We start from the raw sequence: 15,844 nt of genomic DNA on the forward strand, positions 1-15,844 counted from the left end.
GCGGACCCGCGCGGCGACGTCTCCGGTGACGTAATGGCCCGTCGGGGGGCCGGCCCGTCCATTTATCGGGTTGTGGAATGGAGCTGGGGACATGGCTTTCCGGAGTGGTTACCTCGTGCGCTGTCGCGACTATCTCGCGCAGCATCGTCTCGCCGCGGCGATCGCGGCACCGGCCACGCTGGGCGTGGTCGCGGCCGTGGGCGCGGCCTACTCGGTGACCGCGCCGCAGCAGGTGGACACCCAGCTGCGGGCCTCGGTCACCGAATGCCACGATATGGTCACCATCTCGGTGGCCGGCCGTGGCGACACACCGGCCGCGGGCACGACGAAACTGCTGGTGGACGCCAACGGGAACCCGCTGCCCGCGGCCCTGTCCGGCGACCACAGCAGCGAATGGGTCGACCCGGTGGTCAACGCCCCCTCCGACGATGTGGCCCCGGGCTCCTATGCCGCCGTCTACATCGCCTATCCGGCGAATATGGCCACCTACGAGGACGCCGTCACCACCGGTGCGGCCAACACCAAACAGGTGATGCGCGAGATCGCGCAGGCCTGCCCGGACACCCGGTTCGCGATCGTCGGCTACAGCGAGGGCGCCGATGTGGTGCGCCGGGTCGCGATGGAGGTCGGGCATCAGGAGCAGACCGACGGCGGCTACGCCATCGTCGACCCCGGCAAGGTGACCGGCGTGGTCATCCTGGCCGACGGCGGCCGCACCGCCGGCGACGGCCCCTTCCCCGGCGCGGAGAACCCGTTCGGCAACCCGGACGGATTCGATCAGGTCTATCAGAACGGCAAGACGCCGGTCCCGGGACAGGGCGCGCTGCCCGGCACCTCCGGCGATTTCGGCTCGCTGAACGGCAAGATCGCCTCCTTCTGCTCCGACGGTGACCTCACCTGCGCGGCGCCGGACAATATCGCGCTGCTGCAACTGGTGGTCAATGTGGCGCGGCAGGTGAACGCCGACGCCCTGGAACGCGAAGGCCTGACCCCGGCCACCGGACAGGATGTCGCGGTGGCGCTCAGCCGGGTCGCCCTGCTGGCGCTGGCCGATATCCGGTCGCAGCCGAACTGGATGGCCAGTGACGAAACCTTCCTGGAGGTGCTGCTGCGGGTCTCCGATCCGGCCTACGACCCCGCCGCTCCCGCGCCGGCCCCGGAGCAGCCCGCGGAGAACATCTCCACCGACGAGATATCGCCGCTGGCCTATTTGCCGCAGAAGGTGCTCAACGAGATCGTGGGTCTGATCGTCACCAACCAGAACACCATTCCGGTGATCCTGTCCGACCCCTACAAACTCACCCTCGGCCCGAACGCCACCGGACACCACTTCGACTACTGGCGTGATGCCGACCCCGGTAACGGCAAACCGCTGACCTCGGCCGAGTACGCGGCGGCGTGGCTCACCCATCTGGCGAAGCAGGCGCAGGCCGGCGAGCCGGTGAACACGAAGTCGACGCCCACCGCCGAGGATCTCGACGACGCGTACCGGGCAGCGGCGGAGACCTCCACCACGGCCGTGCCCACGACCTCGGAGATCGCGCCGGCCGGTACCACCACGCCGTCGGCGTCGAGCACCACGACCCGCGGCACCACGACCGAACCGTCCGGCACCACGCCGAGCACCACCGCGGGAACGAACGCACCGTCGGAGGTCGCGGCGCCCGGACCTGCACCGGCCACCCCGTCCAGCACGGAACCGGCCGCGCCGACCACCTCGGCGGCCCCCACCACCACCAGCGAACCTACTCGGACCACCGAGCCCACCGCGACACCGTCGACGGGCTCACCGGCCGAAACGGCTCGCTGATCCGGTGGACGCGCCCGTCCGCCCGGACGCGTCCACACGCCGCGCGGGCGGTGATCCCCCACCGGGTCACCGCCCGTCGCCGGTTCATGGGCGAGGATGCGTGCATGACGATCACCTCGCACGATCTCGACCATCTGCGCCGCTGCGTCGCCCTGGCGCGCGAGGCACTCGCCGCCGGGGACCAGCCGTTCGGGTCGCTGCTCGTCGGCGCCGACGGCTCGGTGCTGTTCGAGGACCGCAACCGGGTCGCGGGCGGTGACGCGACCCGGCATCCGGAATTCGAGATCTCCCGCTGGGCGGCCGCCCATCTCGACCCGGAACAGCGGGCCGCGGCCACCGTCTACACCTCCGGCGAGCACTGCGCGATGTGCTCGGCGAGCCACGGCTGGGTGGGCCTGGGCCGCATCGTCTTCGCGGCATCGGGCCGTCAGCTCGCGGACTGGTTACACGCCTGGGGCGCACCGGCGTCCCCGGTCGCCACGCTGTCGATCCGGGAGGTGGTACCCGGCGCGGTCACCGACGGTCCGGCGCCCGAGCTCACCGCGGAGATGGAGTCGCTCTACCGCGCGAGTTTCGCACCGACCCGGTGATCCCCGGCCGCGGGGTCCGGCGCCGGAACCGGGGCGGTATCGGCCGGGCCCGCACCGGTCCGGCGCAACCACGCGAGATGCCGGCCGGCGATCTCGGCGACGGTGAGCAGTTCGAACCCGGTCTCGGCCGCGAGCGCATCCGCCCGGTCGATACCGGCCTCGGCCCACGGGAACCAGTCCCCCGCGTGATCTCGCGTCTCGAGCCGGATCTGCCTGACCACGATTCCCTTTCCCGGACAGTCGAATTCGACCACCGCCAAACCGTCGGGCCGTAACAGCCGGGCCACCCGGCCCAGTAGCCGGCGGGGATCGCCGCCGATTCCGATATTGCCGTCGGCGAGTAACGCGTAGTGCCAGCGCCCGTCTCCCGGCAACGGGCCGAAGACATCCCGCGCCACCGCCGGCGCGCCGCGGTGCCGGGTGACCGCGATGGCGACGGGTGAGATATCCACGCCGAGCGCCATCACCCCGCGCCGGCACAGCGCCGTGACGAGCCGGCCGGGGCCGCAGCCGAGATCGACGGTCGGCCCGTCGCAACAGCCGACCAGCGCCGAATCCACCTGCCGGTCGGCCTCGGTGATGCGGCCGCCGCCGAGCCAGCGGCGGGTCGGCAGCCGGGTCCGGTCGCCGTCGGCACTGCGGATCCAGCAGTCGCCGCCGGTGAGAGCGGGATCGAAGCGCCCGATCACCGGATCGTCTGCCCGGCCGTCAGCGCGGCCATTTCCGCGGCGAACCGGCCGGCGCAGTCGCCCGCCACCCGCAGCGCGTCGTCGTAGTGGTCGACGTCGGTGAGCAGCGGGAGCGGCCCGACGCGGTACCCGCAGGTCCGCAGAGCGCGCCGGGTGTGGTCGCCGGTATCCGGAGTGGACATGGGCACCTCGGCCAGTAGTCGCGCCGCCCGGGGATCGGGCAGCCCCAGCCCCCACCACCCACCGTCGGTGGCCGGGCCGAGAAGAGCGTCACCACCGGCCACCAGGGCGCGGGATGCCTCGGTGAGCATGCGGGAGGTGAGCTGGGGGGTGTCCATCCCGATCTGCAGCACCGGCAGCCCGGCCCGGGCGGCATCGGCGTGCGCGTTCGCCAGGCGCACCCCGAACCCGCCGCCCCGCTGCGGCCGCACGTCGAAGGCCGCCAGTGCCGCGGCGATCTCGTCACCGTATTCGGCGGCGCCCAGATCCCCGGTGAGCGCGACCATCCGGTGCGCGAGCGGGCACTCCCGGACCGCGGTCAAAGTGTCCAGCAGGGCGGCGGCGGCCAGCCGGGCCGCCTGCACTGCCGACAGCGGCGGTGTCAGGCGGGTTTTCGCGAATCCCGCGACCGGCGCCTTGGCGACGATCAGCACGGTCGCCGGCAGCACCCCCCGGGCACGACCATCGGCCCCGGTGCGGCTCACCGCAGCACCGCCAGGAAATCCCGGGTGGCGCGCAGCGAACCCCGCGCCGAACCGGACACTTTGGAGGTCCCGCCGGCCCGGGGGTGATAGCTGATATCGATCTCGCGGACCTCCCAGCGCGCGTCCGCCGCGCGCACCAGCAGTTCCAGCGGATAACCGAACCGGTCGTGCAGGCGGCCCAGGGATTCCAGCCGCTCCCGGCCCGCGACCCGCATCGCGCCGATATCGTGCACCGGCAGTCCGTAGCGGCGCCGCAGGCGATGGGCGACCACCCGGTTGCCGAGCCGGGTATGCCACGGCCACACCCCGCGCGCCACCGGACGGCGCCGCCCGACGGCGAGATCGGCGCCCGCGCGGACCGCCGCCACCAGCAGCGGGAGTTCGGCCGGATCCATCGATCCGTCGCCGTCGAGGACAGCGACGAGCCCGCTGCCCGCCGCCGCGATCCCGGCCTGCACCGCGGCGCCGTAGCCGGGGCGCGTCTCGTGGATCACCCGCGCCCCGCAGGAGGCGGCGACGGCGGCCGTGCCGTCGGTGGAGCCGTTGTCCACCACGATCGGCCGGTATCCGGGCGGTAGGGCGGCCAGCACGCCGGGCAACGCTTCGGCTTCGTTGCGGCACGGGATCACGACGGTCACACCGGCCGCGTCGGGAGGGTCAGTCGCCATGGGTGTCACGCTAGGCCGGAATCCGCCGGAAACCTGTGACAAAAGCATGACGTCGTGTCCCGGGTCGCGATGAATCCGCTGTTCACCGGGCCGACCGGCATAGGGTGGCCTCTGTGCCGGATCTGATCGACCTCACGAAACCCCGGACCCGGGTCCGCGGCGAACTGCTCGGCGCGGGCCTCGCCGCCGCGCTGGTGACGACGGCCTTCCTCGTCCCGCAACTGGCGAGCGAATCCTGGCGGGACAAGGTTTTCGCCGCCGCGGCCCCGATATTCGGGCACTGGGCCCCGCGCCTCGGCTGGGGCACCGTCCCGGCGCTCGTCCTGGCTGTGGCGGTGGTGCTGTGGGGCCCGGACCTCGCGCGCCGCCTGGCCTGGCCGCGGCTGCTGGCCGTCGGCTACCTGACCGCGCTCGCGTGGGCATTCGCCCTCGCGTTCGTCGACGGCTGGAAGCGCGGAATCACCTCCCGGCTCGCCGACGGGCACGAATACCTCGCCGAGGTGCCCGGTGTCACCGATATTCCGGCCATGCTGCGCGGATTCGCCGATCGGATCCTGGACGGACAGCCCGATTCCTGGACCACGCATGTCTCGGGGCATCCGCCCGGAGCACTGCTGTTCTTCGTGCTGCTGGACCGCCTCGGCCTGAGCGGGCCGGCCTGGGCGGGGGTCGTCTGTGTGCTGATCGGCTGTACCGCGCCGATCGCGGTGGCGGTGGCGTTGCGGGCCCTGGGCAGCGCGGACCGTGCTCGCGCCGTGCTGCCGTTCCTGGTGCTCGCACCGGCGGCGATCTGGATCGCGGTCTCGGCGGACGCGGTGTTCACCGCCGTTACCGCATGGGCGGTCGCGCTCCTGGCGGTCGCGGCGGGGCGCGCGAAGGCGGTATCGGGCGACCGGCACAGCGCGGCGACGGCGTTCGCGGCGGGAATGCTGTTCGCCCTGGGGATGTACCTGAACTACGGGCTGGTCCTCATGGGTTTCCTCGCGATCGCCGTCCTGCTGGCGGCGCGGACCGCCCGACCGCTGGTCCCCGCGATCGCGGGCGCGCTGGTGGTGGTCGCCGCGTTCGCCCTCGCGGGTTTCTGGTGGTTCGACGGGTATCACCTGGTGGTCGAGCGCTACTACCAGGGGATCGCCCTGGACCGGCCGTACGGATACTGGTGGTGGGGCAATCTCGCCGCCACGGTCTGCGCCGTCGGTCTCGCGACCGCGGCCGCGCTGGCGCACGCGCTCGCGCCCGCCCGGCTCCGCGCACTGGAACCGGGGTCGCTGCTGGTGGCCGCCGCGCTGTGCGCCGTCGCGGCCGCCGATATCAGCGGGCTCAGCAAAGCCGAAACCGAACGGATCTGGTTACCGTTCGATATGTGGCTGCTCGTGGCGACGGCCTTCCTGCCGGCGGCGCGAACGCGCCCCTGGCTGGCGGTGCAGGCCGCCGGCGCCTTGGTCCTGGTCCATCTGCTGAAGACGAATTGGTGAGGCGCCCATGTGCATTCTCGTAGCCGACGACGACCCGGTGGTCCGGGAAGTGGTGCGCCGCTATCTCGAACGCGACGGCCGCATCGTGCTGGAAACCGGTGACGGCCGCACCGCCCACGACGCGCTGACCCGCGGCGCCGGCCAGGTGGAACTGGCCGTCCTCGATGTGATGATGCCGGCCCCCACCGGAATCGACCTGTGCCGCACCATCCGCGCGGGCGAGCACCCGGACACCCCGATCATCCTGCTCACCGCGCTCGGCGACGAGGACGACCGGGTTCTCGGCCTGGAGGCCGGCGCCGACGATTACGTCACCAAACCGTTCAGCCCCCGCGAACTCGCCTTGCGCGTCGCCTCGGTCCTGCGCCGCTCACACCGCGGCCCCGCCACCGACCGGCGGGTTCTGCGCGACGGCCGGGTGACGGTGAACCCGGCGGCCCAGCTGGCCTTCGCCGGCGAGCATCCGCTGCAACTCACCCCGCGCGAATTCGATCTGCTGGCGTTCCTGCTGCGCAATCCGGGCCGCGTCTACAGCCGCGAGGAGCTGCTGGACCGGGTGTGGGGCTGGGATTTCGGCGATCTGTCCACCGTCACGGTGCATATCAAACGGCTGCGCGCCAAACTGGGCGCCGACCACCGTATCGATACGGTCTGGGGACGCGGATACGCTTGGGGGCGCGACGATCTCATCGCGGAGCCCGCCGATGCCTGAGAATCTGCTGGAGATCATCGGCTACACCCTGGCGTGTTCGCTGCCGGTGGTACTGGCCGGCGCACTCGCGCTGCGCGCGCTGCGAGACCGTTCGCTCACCGCGAGCATGGCCGTGCTCGTCCTCATACCGACACTGGCGACCCTGGCCGGAATCACCGGTGTCAGTGGATTGATGTTCACCGCGGAGTTCCGCCGCACCTCGCTGGTCCTGCTGCTGGTGGCCGCGGTGACCGTGCCGGCGGCCATCCTGCTGGGCCGCGAGCAGGCCCGGAAAACGGTGTGGGAGAAGCAGATCCGGGAGCAGGAGCGCGCGGCCGAACAGTCCCGCCGGGAGCTGGTGGCCTGGGTGAGTCACGATCTGCGCACGCCGCTGGCCGGTATCCGCGCGATGACCGAGGCGCTGTCGGACGGTGTGGTGAACGATCCGGCCGATATCGCCCGCTACGCCGACCAGATCGGCCGGGAGACCCACCGCCTCTCCCGGATGGTCGACGACCTGTTCGAGATGTCCAAGATCTCCGCGGGGGCACTGCGGCTGGACCTCGAACCGCTGGATCTGCGCGAACTGATCGACGAGATCTATTCCGCCCACCGGGCCACCGCCGACCGGGCGGGTGTGGGGTTCACCGCCCGCCAGCCCGCCGCCCCGCTCCCGGTCTCCGCCGACGATCACGCGCTGGGCCGGGTCCTGGCGAATCTGGTGTCCAACGCCATCGCGCACACCCCGCCCGGCGGGGAGGTGGTGATCACCGCCGGGCATACCGACGGCCAGGTGTGGACGCGAGTCGACGATTCCGGTCCGGGGATCGCCGCGGGCGATCTGCCGCGGATATTCGAGGTGGCCTATCGCGGCACCGCGGCGCGGTCGCCGGTCGCGGACAACGGTGTGCCGACCGGCAGCGGGATGGGCCTGGCCATCGCCGCGGGCCTGGTCGAGGCGCATCGGGGTGCGATCACCGCCGCCAACCGGGATGTGGGCTGCCGCTTCGAGATCCGGCTCCCGGCCCAGCCGGGGTGAGGACCCGGCGGAGTGGCTCGCGGCGCGGCCGAGACCGCAGCGGTCAGCCGATAGGCGCGCCCGCCGCGGTGCCGCGCAGTGGCGCCGAGGCGAATTCCACGAGGCCTTCCTCCGGGCGCACCCGCGCGGTGAACCCGAGCGTCGCCCGGGCGCGGGCGGGGTCGGCGACGATATGCCGGACATCGCCGGGCCGCGCCCCGCCGGTGATCACCGGATCGGGACCGCCGTGGGCGGCGGCCAGGGTCCGGGCGACGGCCCCGATGGTGATGGGCCGCCCGGAACAGATGTTGAGCGGGACGAACCCCGGCAGCCGGGCCTCCACCGCGGCCAGGTTCGCGGCGGCGATATCGGAGACGTGCACGAAATCCCTGGTCTGGCCCCCGTCCTCGAACACCTGCGGCGCCCGCCCCGCCGCCAGCGCCGACCGGAAGATCGCCGCCACTCCGGAATACGGGGTATCCCTGGGCATTCCGGGACCGTACACATTGTGGTAGCGCAGCGCGGTGACGGCCGAACCCGTCGCCGCGACCCAGGCCGTCGCGTAGTTCTCCTGTGCCACCTTGCTCGCGGCGTACAGGCTACGGGGCCGCGACGGCGTGTCCTCCGGCACCGGCGCCCAGTCCAGGTCCTCGCCCGCGTACCGGTGCTCGTACCGGCCCGCCGCGAGATCGGCTCCGGTACGCGGCCCCACCGCGACCACGCCCTCGCGTCCGCGGTACAACCCCTCCCCGTAGACCACCATCGACGAGGCCAGAACCAGCCGGGCGCACCCGGCCCGGTCCATGGCGGCCAGCAGCACCGCCGTGCCGTAGTCGTTGTGTCCGGCATAGGCGGGCGCGTCCTGGGTGTTCACCCCGGCGCCGACCACGGCGGCCTGATGGCAGACCACGTCCACCCCGCGCAGCGCCGCGTCCAAGGCGACCGGATCGCGAATATCGAGGCGGGCGACTCCGTCCGGCGGATCCGCGTCCGGGCCGTGCGCGGCGGGCAGCATCAGATCGGCGGCCACCACAGCGTGTCCGGCCGCGAGCAATGCGGTGTGGATATGGGATCCGATGAATCCGGCGGCGCCGGTCAGCAGTACTCGCATCCTCCCGATCCTGCCCTCCCCGTGGCGCCGGGAGTGGGACGCGGGCGCCGATGTCACGGATTCGTCATACCTGGTCATCGCAGGCCGGAGCGGGCGGCGCGGGACGGTCCGGAACCCGCCCTTGACCTGAACCTAACTAGAGGTTCAAGACTGGTGGACATTCGACGGAGACGAACCGGAGGAGGTTCATCGTGCGAGCGGTGCAGGTCAGGGAATTCGGCGGACCCGAGGTCCTGGAACTACACGAACTACCGGATCCGGAGCCCGCGGCCGGCCAGGTCCTGGTGCGGGTGGAGGCGGCCGATGTCATGTTCCTCGACACCCGGTTGCGGTCGGGGTGGGGAACCGATTTCTTTCCCGTGCGCCCGCCCTACGTACCCGGTGGCGCGATCGGCGGTGTGATCACCGCCGTGGGACCGGATGTCGATCCGGCGGTGCTGGGCACCCGGGTCGCCGCCCGCACCGCCGCGAGCGGTATCGGGGGCGGACTGCCCATCGGCGGATACGCCGAATCGGCGCTGACCGAGCTCGGGTATCTCACCGAGATCCCCGGCGGCGTCACCGTCGCGCAGGCCACCGCCCTGGTCCACGACGGCCATACCGCGTCGGCGGCCTTCGACAGCGCCGCCGTCCGCCCCGGCGAGACCGTGCTGATCACGGCCGCCGCGGGCGGTCTGGGCACGCTGCTCACCCAGCTGGCCCGGCAGGCCGGCGCCGAGGTGATCGCCGCGGCCCGTGGCGAGGCCAAGCTCGCGCTCGCCCGGCGGCTCGGCGCCGGGACGGCGGTCGACTACTCCGAGGACGGATGGGCCGAACGGGTCCGGGCCGCGACCGGCGGCCGCGGCCCGGATGTGGTGTTCGACGGCGCCGGCGGGCAGCCGGGCGAGGCCGCGCTGGCGATCACCGCCGATAAGGGCCGGTTCGTCGGCTACGGCGCCGCCGCCGGGGAATTCGCCGGAACGGGCGCGGAGCGGGCCCGGGAACGCGGGGTCGAGGTGCTGGGCCTGTTCGACCTCCCGACCGGCGGCGACCACCGGGGGTCGTATGCCACCCGCGTACTCGGCGAGGTCGCTGCCGGGCGGCTGGAGGTCGTCGTCGGCCAGACCTATCCGCTGGCCGAGGCCGCCCGGGCGCATACGGCCGTCGAGAACCGTTCCGCCCTGGGCCGCACCCTTCTGACCACGGAATAGAGCCCCGGACTCAGGACGAGGCCCGCTCGACGAGTTCGCGGTAGCGACCCTCGAGTGCCGCGATCCGCGCGGGGCCGGGAATCCCACCCGGTCCCGCGTCGAGCGAATCCCGCAGCGAATCCAGGCATACGTGGTATCCGGCGGCGGTTCCGGAATGCCCCCGCGGCCCCGGTCGCCCGAACCGGACGGTGCAGAGCAGCCGGGTGCCCGCGCCGTCCTCGAACAGATCGAACCGCAGGTGTTCGTCGTCCCAGAGGAATTCGAAAATTCGAGGCGGGTCCCAGGTGAGGATGCGGCCCGGCAACTCCGGATCCTCGAGGTCCAGGCCCACTTCGGCGATTTCGGCACCCGCGCGTTCGACCGATTCCGGCCAGAACCGCAACCGGATCTCCGCACCCGTACGACGCTCGCCGACGATATCGGCCGGAAACCAGGCCCGCAGGTGCTCGGATTCGGTGAGTGCCCGCCAGACCTCGGCCGGCGGATGCGCCAGGCGGCGCTCGTAGCGAACACCCAGCCGATCACCGTCGCGCAGTACCTCGCCGAGACGGTCGGTCGTTTCGGTCATATCACTCCTCGTTGTCGCTGTTCGGAGCGTCCCCGGGAGTTTCCTCGCCGGGCATCGCGTCCAGATACCGCTCGAGTTCGTCGAGCCGGTCGGCCCAGATCTCCCGGAACGGGGCCAGCCACGCGTCGAGTTCCCGGAGCCGCGCCGGCGCGAGACCGTAGTGCCGGCGCGGGCCCTCCACCCGCACCCGCACCAGCGCCGCCGCGTCGAGCATCTTCAGATGTTTCGACACATTGGGTTGCGCGGTGCCGAGCGCATCCACCAGATCACCGACGGTTCGTTCACCGTCCCGGAGCAGGTCCAGGATCCGCCGCCGGGTGGGGTCGGCGAGAACCTCGAATACATCGCGTGCCACGGGTTCATAATTCCCCTTGAGGAATATTCCTGTCAAGGCATATCAGGAACCGATCAGGATCCGAATCCGGGTCTGCGCGTATCAGTCGCTCGCGGCCCGGGCGGCAGCCACGACACTCCCGACCCAGAGAAAGAAGTCGTACAGCTCCGCGGGCGGGAGGTTCTCCGCCTCGGCGCGCGGCCGCTCGAAACTACGGAGCGCCGCCGACACCAGCGGCCGGAATCGCGGTTCCGAGGCGGCGATCACCCGGGCGGCGGCCCGTTTCGCCGTCCACCCGCCGGTGCGGCAGAACACCACCGCACGGCACCCGTTGAGAACCCGGTTGTCCGCCAGATGCCCGGCCCCGGTGGCGTGTTCGCGCACCGAATCTCCGATCGCCGTGAGCACCGCGTCGCGCCGCGGCGCGGCCAGCACCTCGCCTATCGGAGGACCGGCCAGCACCAGTCCGCACCGGGACGCGATGGCCCGGTCGATGACGAACCAGAAATCCGGCGCGCGGCCGGAATCGGTATCGGCCACCTCCGGCAGCCCGGCGCCCGTGTTCAGGTTCAGCAGATATCCCGCCCGCGACGACGGCGTGGCGGCGAAGTCCGCGTCGTAGACCACCAGTTCGAGTCCGGCCGCCGGACAGGGCAATCGCGTATGGTCCAGTACCCGGGCCAGGTCGCGCACCGCTTCCCCGGATACATCCGGCGATACGATCACCGTGATATCGATATCGCTGCGACCGTGGCGGTAATCGCCCAGTGCCAGCGATCCCACCGCGAACACGCCGACCGGGCCGGGCCCGCAGACCGTCACGGTCCGGCGCACAAGCGACTCCAGATAGGCGCGCACCTCGGGCGGGATCGCCGATACCCCCGGCCCGGGTGACCGTCCGGGATCTCCGGAAGCCGCCCGGTGGCGCTCATATCGGGTCATACCGCCCAGGCTAGCCACCGGAGCCGGTCCGGAACGGTCCGTGCGGCGCTCCCTCCCCGGCCGGCACGGCCCGGATACCGGACCTTCCCGGCCGGGGAGGGAGCACGGTGTTCCGGATTCCCGCGGGACGGGAAGTCCGGAACACCGGTGACGGGTCTCGAGTATCGGCGCATGGCCTCGACCTCTTTCTGTGCTGTGGGTGTCATTGGGGAATCGATCAGCCGCGGACCCGGGCCAGGAACGCGGTCACGTTCTCCCGGACCTGCCGGATCCGGTCCTCGGAATCGAAATCGTCGCGATAGGCGCGGCCCATCGCCGGGGTCTTCTTCCGCCGGGCATACAGCGAACAGGCCAGGTCGTCGCAGATATAGGTACCTGTCGAGTTACCCCGCCGCCCGGCTTCGCCGGCCTTACGCGCCGTCATCAACACGACCCCGCCGTTGGAATGCGTGGTCGAGCAGATCGTGCACATCTGGGAGCGGCGCGGTCCGCCGGTCTCGTAGCGCAGCGCGATTCCGGCGAACCCCTCCTCCTCGGGAACCACCAGGTAGGCACGTCCGGGGAGTCCGGGGTCGGGCCAGCCCAGGAAGTCCAGATCCGCCCAGGGGCGGTCGGCCAGGTCGGGGGGCAGGGTCAGCCGCTTGGCATCGCCCTTCGAACAGTTCACGAACGATGCCCGGATCTCGGGCTCGGTCAGGGGTTGCACGGAGAGTCTCCTTCCGTTTGTCGGACAAACCGCGACAACCTATCGGGTAGCCGCCGCCCGGGGCAATCGCATTTCCGCAGCCACGCGGGCCGGCCGCGGTCCCGCCACCGGCCCGTCCACGCCCACGGCCGTCGAATTCACCCCGGGCACGGTTCCGTACACACCCGGCGGAGGGCCGTGGATCTTTGGCCGAAAGTATCGATCCACCTCCCCGATCGCGTCCTAAAGTGAGATAGACCACACAGCGAACAGGAGTGCGTATGAGTGCGGGACGCCCGGTGTCGGTTCTCGTCATCGGCGCCGGATTCGGCGGGATCGGCGTAGCGATCGAACTACGCCGCCACGGGTTCGACGACATCACCATTCTGGAGAAGGCCCCCGACCTGGGCGGGGTGTGGCGGGAGAACACCTACCCCGGCGCGGCCTGCGATGTGCCGTCACCGCTGTATTCGTACTCTTTCGAACAGAAACCGGACTGGCCGCAGCGCTACTCGGGGCAGGCGGCCATCCACGAATACCTGCGCGGTGTCACCGAACGGCACGGACTGCGGGACCGGATCGAATTCGGCGTCGAGGTCACCGACGCCGAATTCGACGAGCAGGCGGGCCGCTGGACCGTCCATTCCGCCGACGGCGCCACCCGTACCGCGGACGTCCTGATCTCGGCGGTCGGCCAGTTGTCGCGGCCGCAGCTCCCGGATATCCCGGGCATCGCGAGCTTCACCGGTCCCGCCTTCCACTCCGCGCTGTGGGATCACGAGGTCGACCTCACCGGTAAACGGGTGGCGTGTATCGGCACCGGCGCCAGCGCAATCCAATACGTGCCGGCGATCCAGCCGCAGGTGGCGCAGCTGACCCTGTTCCAGCGCACCGCCGCCTGGGTGCTGCCCAAATTCGATACCGACTACTCCCCCGTCCAGCACAAACTCTTCGCGAAGATTCCCGGCATGCTGTTACTGGAACGTCTCGGGTGGTGGCTCACCGCCGAGGTCTCCTCCCTGGGACTGGTGGAACTGCCGATCATCAGCCGGCTGGTCTCGCGGATCGCGGCCCGTAATCTCACCAAGAACGTCGACGACCCCGGGTTACGCGCGAAGCTGACCCCCGACTATCCGATCGCCTGTAAACGCACCCTCTTCTCCAGCGACTACTACCCCGCCCTCACCCAGCCCAATGTCGAGGTCACCACCTCGCCTGTCACCGAGATCACCCCGCGGGGCGTCCGCACCGGCGACGGCACCCTGCACGAAGCCGATGTGATCATCTACGGCACCGGGTTCAAGGGCACCGAATTCCTGTGGCCCATGCGCATCCGCGGGCGCGGCGGCCGCGAACTCGCCGAGACCTGGGCCGACGGCGCGCACGCCTACTACGGGATGACTGTGCCGGAATTCCCGAATCTGTTCCTGGTGTACGGGCCGAATACCAATCTCGGTGTCGGCTCGATCATCTACATGATCGAATCGCAATCGCGCTATATCCGCCAGGCCGTACAACTGCTCGACAGGCGGCCAGGTCATACGCTGGAGGTCCGCGCGGCGACCGAACGCGCGTTCAACGAGGAACTGCAGAAGCGGCTCGACCGCACCCCGTGGAACTTCTGTTCGAGCTGGTACCGCAATGCGGCCGGCAAGATCACCAACAACTGGCCCGGCACCGTTACCCGCTACCGTCGCCGGGTCCGCACCCTCGACCCGGACGACTACACCCTCACCCGCGCCGCCTGATCCGCCGCGACGATCCTCACATGTGCGACTCGTCTCTGGGCTCGGACGCGCCCGCCTGCCAGGCTGGCTCCGAGACCCGGAGGAGGGACGGCCGTGGGGAAACCGAGTGGTTGGGCGCCGGATGTTTTCGAGTCGGCGGCGCGGCGCCGCGGGTACACCCTCGACGACCCGCAACGTGCCGCGGCGGTCCGGCTCTCCCGGCTGGGCGCCGAACTGTCCCGGCGCCGTGGACTGTTCGGCGCGGCCCCGCGCGGGGTCTACCTCTGGGGTCCGGTGGGCCGCGGTAAGAGCTGGCTCGCCGACACCTTCTACGACGCCGTACCCACCCGCAAGCACCGGGTGCATTTCCACGAATTCTTCCGCGAGTTCCACGCCCGCTACGCCGCGCACCGCGGTTCGGTCGACGCCTGCGGCCGGGCGGTGCGGGATCTGCTCGGCGACTACCGCCTGGTGTGCTTCGACGAATTCCATGTGCACGATCCCGGTGACGCCACCATCATCGGCCGGGTTCTGGGTTCGCTGTTCGCACAGCGGATCACGCTGGTCGCCACCTCGAACTACCCGCCGTCGGGTCTGCTGCCCAACCCGCTGTTCCACCATCTGATCCGGCCGGTCGCCGAGGCCCTGGAGCGGACCCTCGATATCGTCGCCGTATCCGGCCCGCGCGACTACCGCCGCGCGCGCCACACCGGCCCGCCGCCGTCCGGTTTCCGCGGCGGCCGCTACCTCTGGCCGGGTACCGGCGCACAGCTGACCGCCGCCGGCCTGCACACCCCAGCGCCGTCCGAACGGCAGACGATCATGGCCGGCACCCACCCCGTCACCGCTCGCGCCGTCCGCGGCGAGGCGGTCTGGTTCGATTTCGCCGACCTGTGCGAGCGCCCGCATTCCACCATCGACTATCTGGCGCTCACCGATCGCTTCCGCCGCTGGACGCTCGCGGGAATCCCGGTGCTGTCCGGCACCGACCGGGACGCCGTCCAGCGCTTCGCCAATCTCGTCGATGTCCTCTGCGATCGCGATATCACCGCCGATCTCATCGCGGCGGCACCGGTGACCGAATGCCTCACCGGCGATCACCTGCCTCCGGATATCCACCGCACCGCCAGCCGCCTGGCGCTGCTCGGCGCCGGCCCGGCCGCGGACCGGGTGGCTCAGTAGTCCGGGAAGAACCAGAGATCCTGGTCGGTCGCGACCCGCAGGAACTCCGCGAACGCGCGCACCCGTTCCATAGCGTGCCCGTCATCGCTGTCGTGCCCGAACAGCGGGATCTGGACTTCGCCGGACTCGGCGCGATCGAACCATTCGTCCACCCGCTCGAGCAGTACCCGCACGTCATCCGGGTCGAACAGGTCGTAGAGGCTCATCCGGAACTCGTCGGACACCCACTTCTCGTACACCTGCCCACGGAACCCGGTGGGATCGCCGTCGGACGGCCAGAACAGCCCGCCCTCGGCGAAATCCCGTGGTAGATCCCGGAACGGCGCGAGATCGGCCGGATGCAACCATCCGAACTCCCCGCGTTCCTCCTCCGGAGTCGCCTGCAACTGCTGGAAGGCCGCCATATCGGTCACCCGCCCCTGGCTGGGCCGGACCGCATACACGTCGAGTCCCATGGGTC

Annotated in this window: 17 protein-coding genes; 8 read left to right on the plus strand and 9 right to left on the minus strand. The window is 71.1% G+C overall.

All coding sequences use genetic code 11. From position 1 onward, the window contains the following. The first annotated feature begins 91 nt into the window (after nucleotides 1-91). Both ACZ6SF_RS23245 and ACZ6SF_RS23250 read left to right on the plus strand, forming a co-directional pair. Complete coding sequence (locus ACZ6SF_RS23245; protein ID WP_466064400.1) at nucleotides 92-1,810, plus strand: cutinase family protein; 1,719 nt, start codon at nucleotides 92-94, stop codon at nucleotides 1,808-1,810. A 104-nt stretch (nucleotides 1,811-1,914) separates the two neighbouring features. Beyond that, a complete protein-coding gene (locus ACZ6SF_RS23250; protein WP_466064402.1) occupies nucleotides 1,915-2,400 on the plus strand; it encodes a nucleoside deaminase in 486 nt (161 codons plus the stop codon). Here the strand turns inward: ACZ6SF_RS23250 and ACZ6SF_RS23255 are convergent. Genes ACZ6SF_RS23255 through ACZ6SF_RS23265 form a run of 3 tightly spaced genes read right to left on the minus strand, consistent with a single transcriptional unit; the run spans nucleotide 2,370 to nucleotide 4,461 of the window. Next, nucleotides 2,370-3,089, minus strand: a complete 720-nt coding sequence (locus ACZ6SF_RS23255) for a methyltransferase domain-containing protein (RefSeq protein WP_466064404.1) — start codon at nucleotides 3,087-3,089, stop codon at nucleotides 2,370-2,372. The genes ACZ6SF_RS23250 and ACZ6SF_RS23255 overlap by 31 nt on opposite strands. After that, complete coding sequence (locus ACZ6SF_RS23260) at nucleotides 3,086-3,793, minus strand: TIGR04282 family arsenosugar biosynthesis glycosyltransferase (protein WP_466064405.1); 708 nt, start codon at nucleotides 3,791-3,793, stop codon at nucleotides 3,086-3,088. Before ACZ6SF_RS23260 ends, ACZ6SF_RS23255 begins: the two co-directional genes overlap by 4 nt. Next, nucleotides 3,790-4,461 (minus strand): glycosyltransferase family 2 protein, encoded by a 672-nt coding sequence (locus ACZ6SF_RS23265; protein ID WP_466064407.1) that lies wholly within the window; start codon nucleotides 4,459-4,461, stop codon nucleotides 3,790-3,792. Before ACZ6SF_RS23265 ends, ACZ6SF_RS23260 begins: the two co-directional genes overlap by 4 nt. Nucleotides 4,462-4,583: 122 nt before the next feature. Between ACZ6SF_RS23265 and ACZ6SF_RS23270 the strand changes: the two genes are divergently transcribed. Genes ACZ6SF_RS23270 through ACZ6SF_RS23280 form a run of 3 tightly spaced genes read left to right on the plus strand, consistent with a single transcriptional unit; the run spans nucleotide 4,584 to nucleotide 7,666 of the window. After that, nucleotides 4,584-5,936 carry a hypothetical protein gene (locus ACZ6SF_RS23270; protein ID WP_466064931.1) on the plus strand — a complete coding sequence of 451 codons (1,353 nt, stop codon included), beginning with the start codon at nucleotides 4,584-4,586 and terminating at the stop codon, nucleotides 5,934-5,936. A 7-nt stretch (nucleotides 5,937-5,943) separates the two neighbouring features. Next, entirely contained in the window at nucleotides 5,944-6,648 is a 705-nt protein-coding gene (locus ACZ6SF_RS23275; RefSeq protein ID WP_466064408.1) for a response regulator transcription factor, read from the plus strand. Further along, nucleotides 6,641-7,666, plus strand: coding sequence for a sensor histidine kinase (locus ACZ6SF_RS23280; protein WP_466064410.1), 1,026 nt, complete (start codon nucleotides 6,641-6,643; stop codon nucleotides 7,664-7,666). The genes ACZ6SF_RS23275 and ACZ6SF_RS23280 overlap by 8 nt, the downstream gene beginning before the upstream one ends. A 43-nt stretch (nucleotides 7,667-7,709) precedes the next feature. Here ACZ6SF_RS23280 and ACZ6SF_RS23285 read toward each other — a convergent pair whose 3' ends face one another. Next, nucleotides 7,710-8,756 carry an NAD-dependent epimerase/dehydratase family protein gene (locus ACZ6SF_RS23285; RefSeq protein WP_466064412.1) on the minus strand — a complete coding sequence of 349 codons (1,047 nt, stop codon included), beginning with the start codon at nucleotides 8,754-8,756 and terminating at the stop codon, nucleotides 7,710-7,712. Nucleotides 8,757-8,947: 191 nt separating this feature from the next. Here ACZ6SF_RS23285 and ACZ6SF_RS23290 point away from each other — a divergent pair, with 191 nt between their 5' ends. Continuing rightward, a complete protein-coding gene (locus ACZ6SF_RS23290; RefSeq protein WP_466064413.1) occupies nucleotides 8,948-9,946 on the plus strand; it encodes a zinc-binding dehydrogenase in 999 nt (332 codons plus the stop codon). Between the two features lie 10 nt (nucleotides 9,947-9,956). Here ACZ6SF_RS23290 and ACZ6SF_RS23295 read toward each other — a convergent pair whose 3' ends face one another. From ACZ6SF_RS23295 to ACZ6SF_RS23310, 4 genes are all read right to left on the minus strand, one after another. Then, nucleotides 9,957-10,514, minus strand: coding sequence for an SRPBCC domain-containing protein (locus tag ACZ6SF_RS23295; protein WP_466064415.1), 558 nt, complete (start codon nucleotides 10,512-10,514; stop codon nucleotides 9,957-9,959). Between the two features lies 1 nt (nucleotide 10,515). Then, nucleotides 10,516-10,869, minus strand: a complete 354-nt coding sequence (locus ACZ6SF_RS23300) for an ArsR/SmtB family transcription factor (protein WP_466064417.1) — start codon at nucleotides 10,867-10,869, stop codon at nucleotides 10,516-10,518. 81 nt (nucleotides 10,870-10,950) lie between these two features. Beyond that, nucleotides 10,951-11,790, minus strand: coding sequence for a nucleotidyltransferase domain-containing protein (locus ACZ6SF_RS23305; protein ID WP_466064419.1), 840 nt, complete (start codon nucleotides 11,788-11,790; stop codon nucleotides 10,951-10,953). Nucleotides 11,791-12,007: 217 nt separating this feature from the next. Next, nucleotides 12,008-12,496 carry an FBP domain-containing protein gene (locus tag ACZ6SF_RS23310; RefSeq protein WP_466064421.1) on the minus strand — a complete coding sequence of 163 codons (489 nt, stop codon included), beginning with the start codon at nucleotides 12,494-12,496 and terminating at the stop codon, nucleotides 12,008-12,010. A gap of 260 nt (nucleotides 12,497-12,756) precedes the next feature. On the opposite strand from ACZ6SF_RS23310, the gene ACZ6SF_RS23315 reads away from it, so the two are divergent. Together ACZ6SF_RS23315 and zapE are read left to right on the plus strand one after the other, a co-directional pair. Continuing rightward, entirely contained in the window at nucleotides 12,757-14,223 is a 1,467-nt protein-coding gene (locus tag ACZ6SF_RS23315; protein ID WP_466064423.1) for a flavin-containing monooxygenase, read from the plus strand. Between the two features lie 93 nt (nucleotides 14,224-14,316). Further along, nucleotides 14,317-15,384, plus strand: coding sequence for a cell division protein ZapE (gene zapE / locus ACZ6SF_RS23320; protein ID WP_466064425.1), 1,068 nt, complete (start codon nucleotides 14,317-14,319; stop codon nucleotides 15,382-15,384). On the opposite strand, the gene ACZ6SF_RS23325 is transcribed toward zapE, so the two are convergent. Then, nucleotides 15,378-15,839 (minus strand): hypothetical protein, encoded by a 462-nt coding sequence (locus ACZ6SF_RS23325; protein WP_466064427.1) that lies wholly within the window; start codon nucleotides 15,837-15,839, stop codon nucleotides 15,378-15,380. The genes zapE and ACZ6SF_RS23325 overlap by 7 nt on opposite strands. Nucleotides 15,840-15,844: the final 5 nt, after the last annotated feature.

Source organism: Nocardia sp. NPDC049935, assembly GCF_055586645.1.

Excerpts from the sequence above, each read along its gene's own strand:
- ACZ6SF_RS23245 (WP_466064400.1), top strand. The coding sequence starts at position 92 with ATGGCTTTCCGGAGTGGTTACCTCGTGCGCTGTCGCGACTATCTCGCG.
- ACZ6SF_RS23315 (WP_466064423.1), top strand. The coding sequence starts at position 12,757 with ATGAGTGCGGGACGCCCGGTGTCGGTTCTCGTCATCGGCGCCGGATTC.
- ACZ6SF_RS23265 (WP_466064407.1), bottom strand. The coding sequence starts at position 4,461 with ATGGCGACTGACCCTCCCGACGCGGCCGGTGTGACCGTCGTGATCCCG.
- ACZ6SF_RS23305 (WP_466064419.1), bottom strand. The coding sequence starts at position 11,790 with ATGACCCGATATGAGCGCCACCGGGCGGCTTCCGGAGATCCCGGACGG.
- ACZ6SF_RS23275 (WP_466064408.1), top strand. The coding sequence starts at position 5,944 with ATGTGCATTCTCGTAGCCGACGACGACCCGGTGGTCCGGGAAGTGGTG.
- ACZ6SF_RS23285 (WP_466064412.1), bottom strand. The coding sequence starts at position 8,756 with ATGCGAGTACTGCTGACCGGCGCCGCCGGATTCATCGGATCCCATATC.
- ACZ6SF_RS23325 (WP_466064427.1), bottom strand. The coding sequence starts at position 15,839 with ATGGGACTCGACGTGTATGCGGTCCGGCCCAGCCAGGGGCGGGTGACC.
- ACZ6SF_RS23250 (WP_466064402.1), top strand. The coding sequence starts at position 1,915 with ATGACGATCACCTCGCACGATCTCGACCATCTGCGCCGCTGCGTCGCC.
- ACZ6SF_RS23280 (WP_466064410.1), top strand. The coding sequence starts at position 6,641 with ATGCCTGAGAATCTGCTGGAGATCATCGGCTACACCCTGGCGTGTTCG.
- ACZ6SF_RS23295 (WP_466064415.1), bottom strand. The coding sequence starts at position 10,514 with ATGACCGAAACGACCGACCGTCTCGGCGAGGTACTGCGCGACGGTGAT.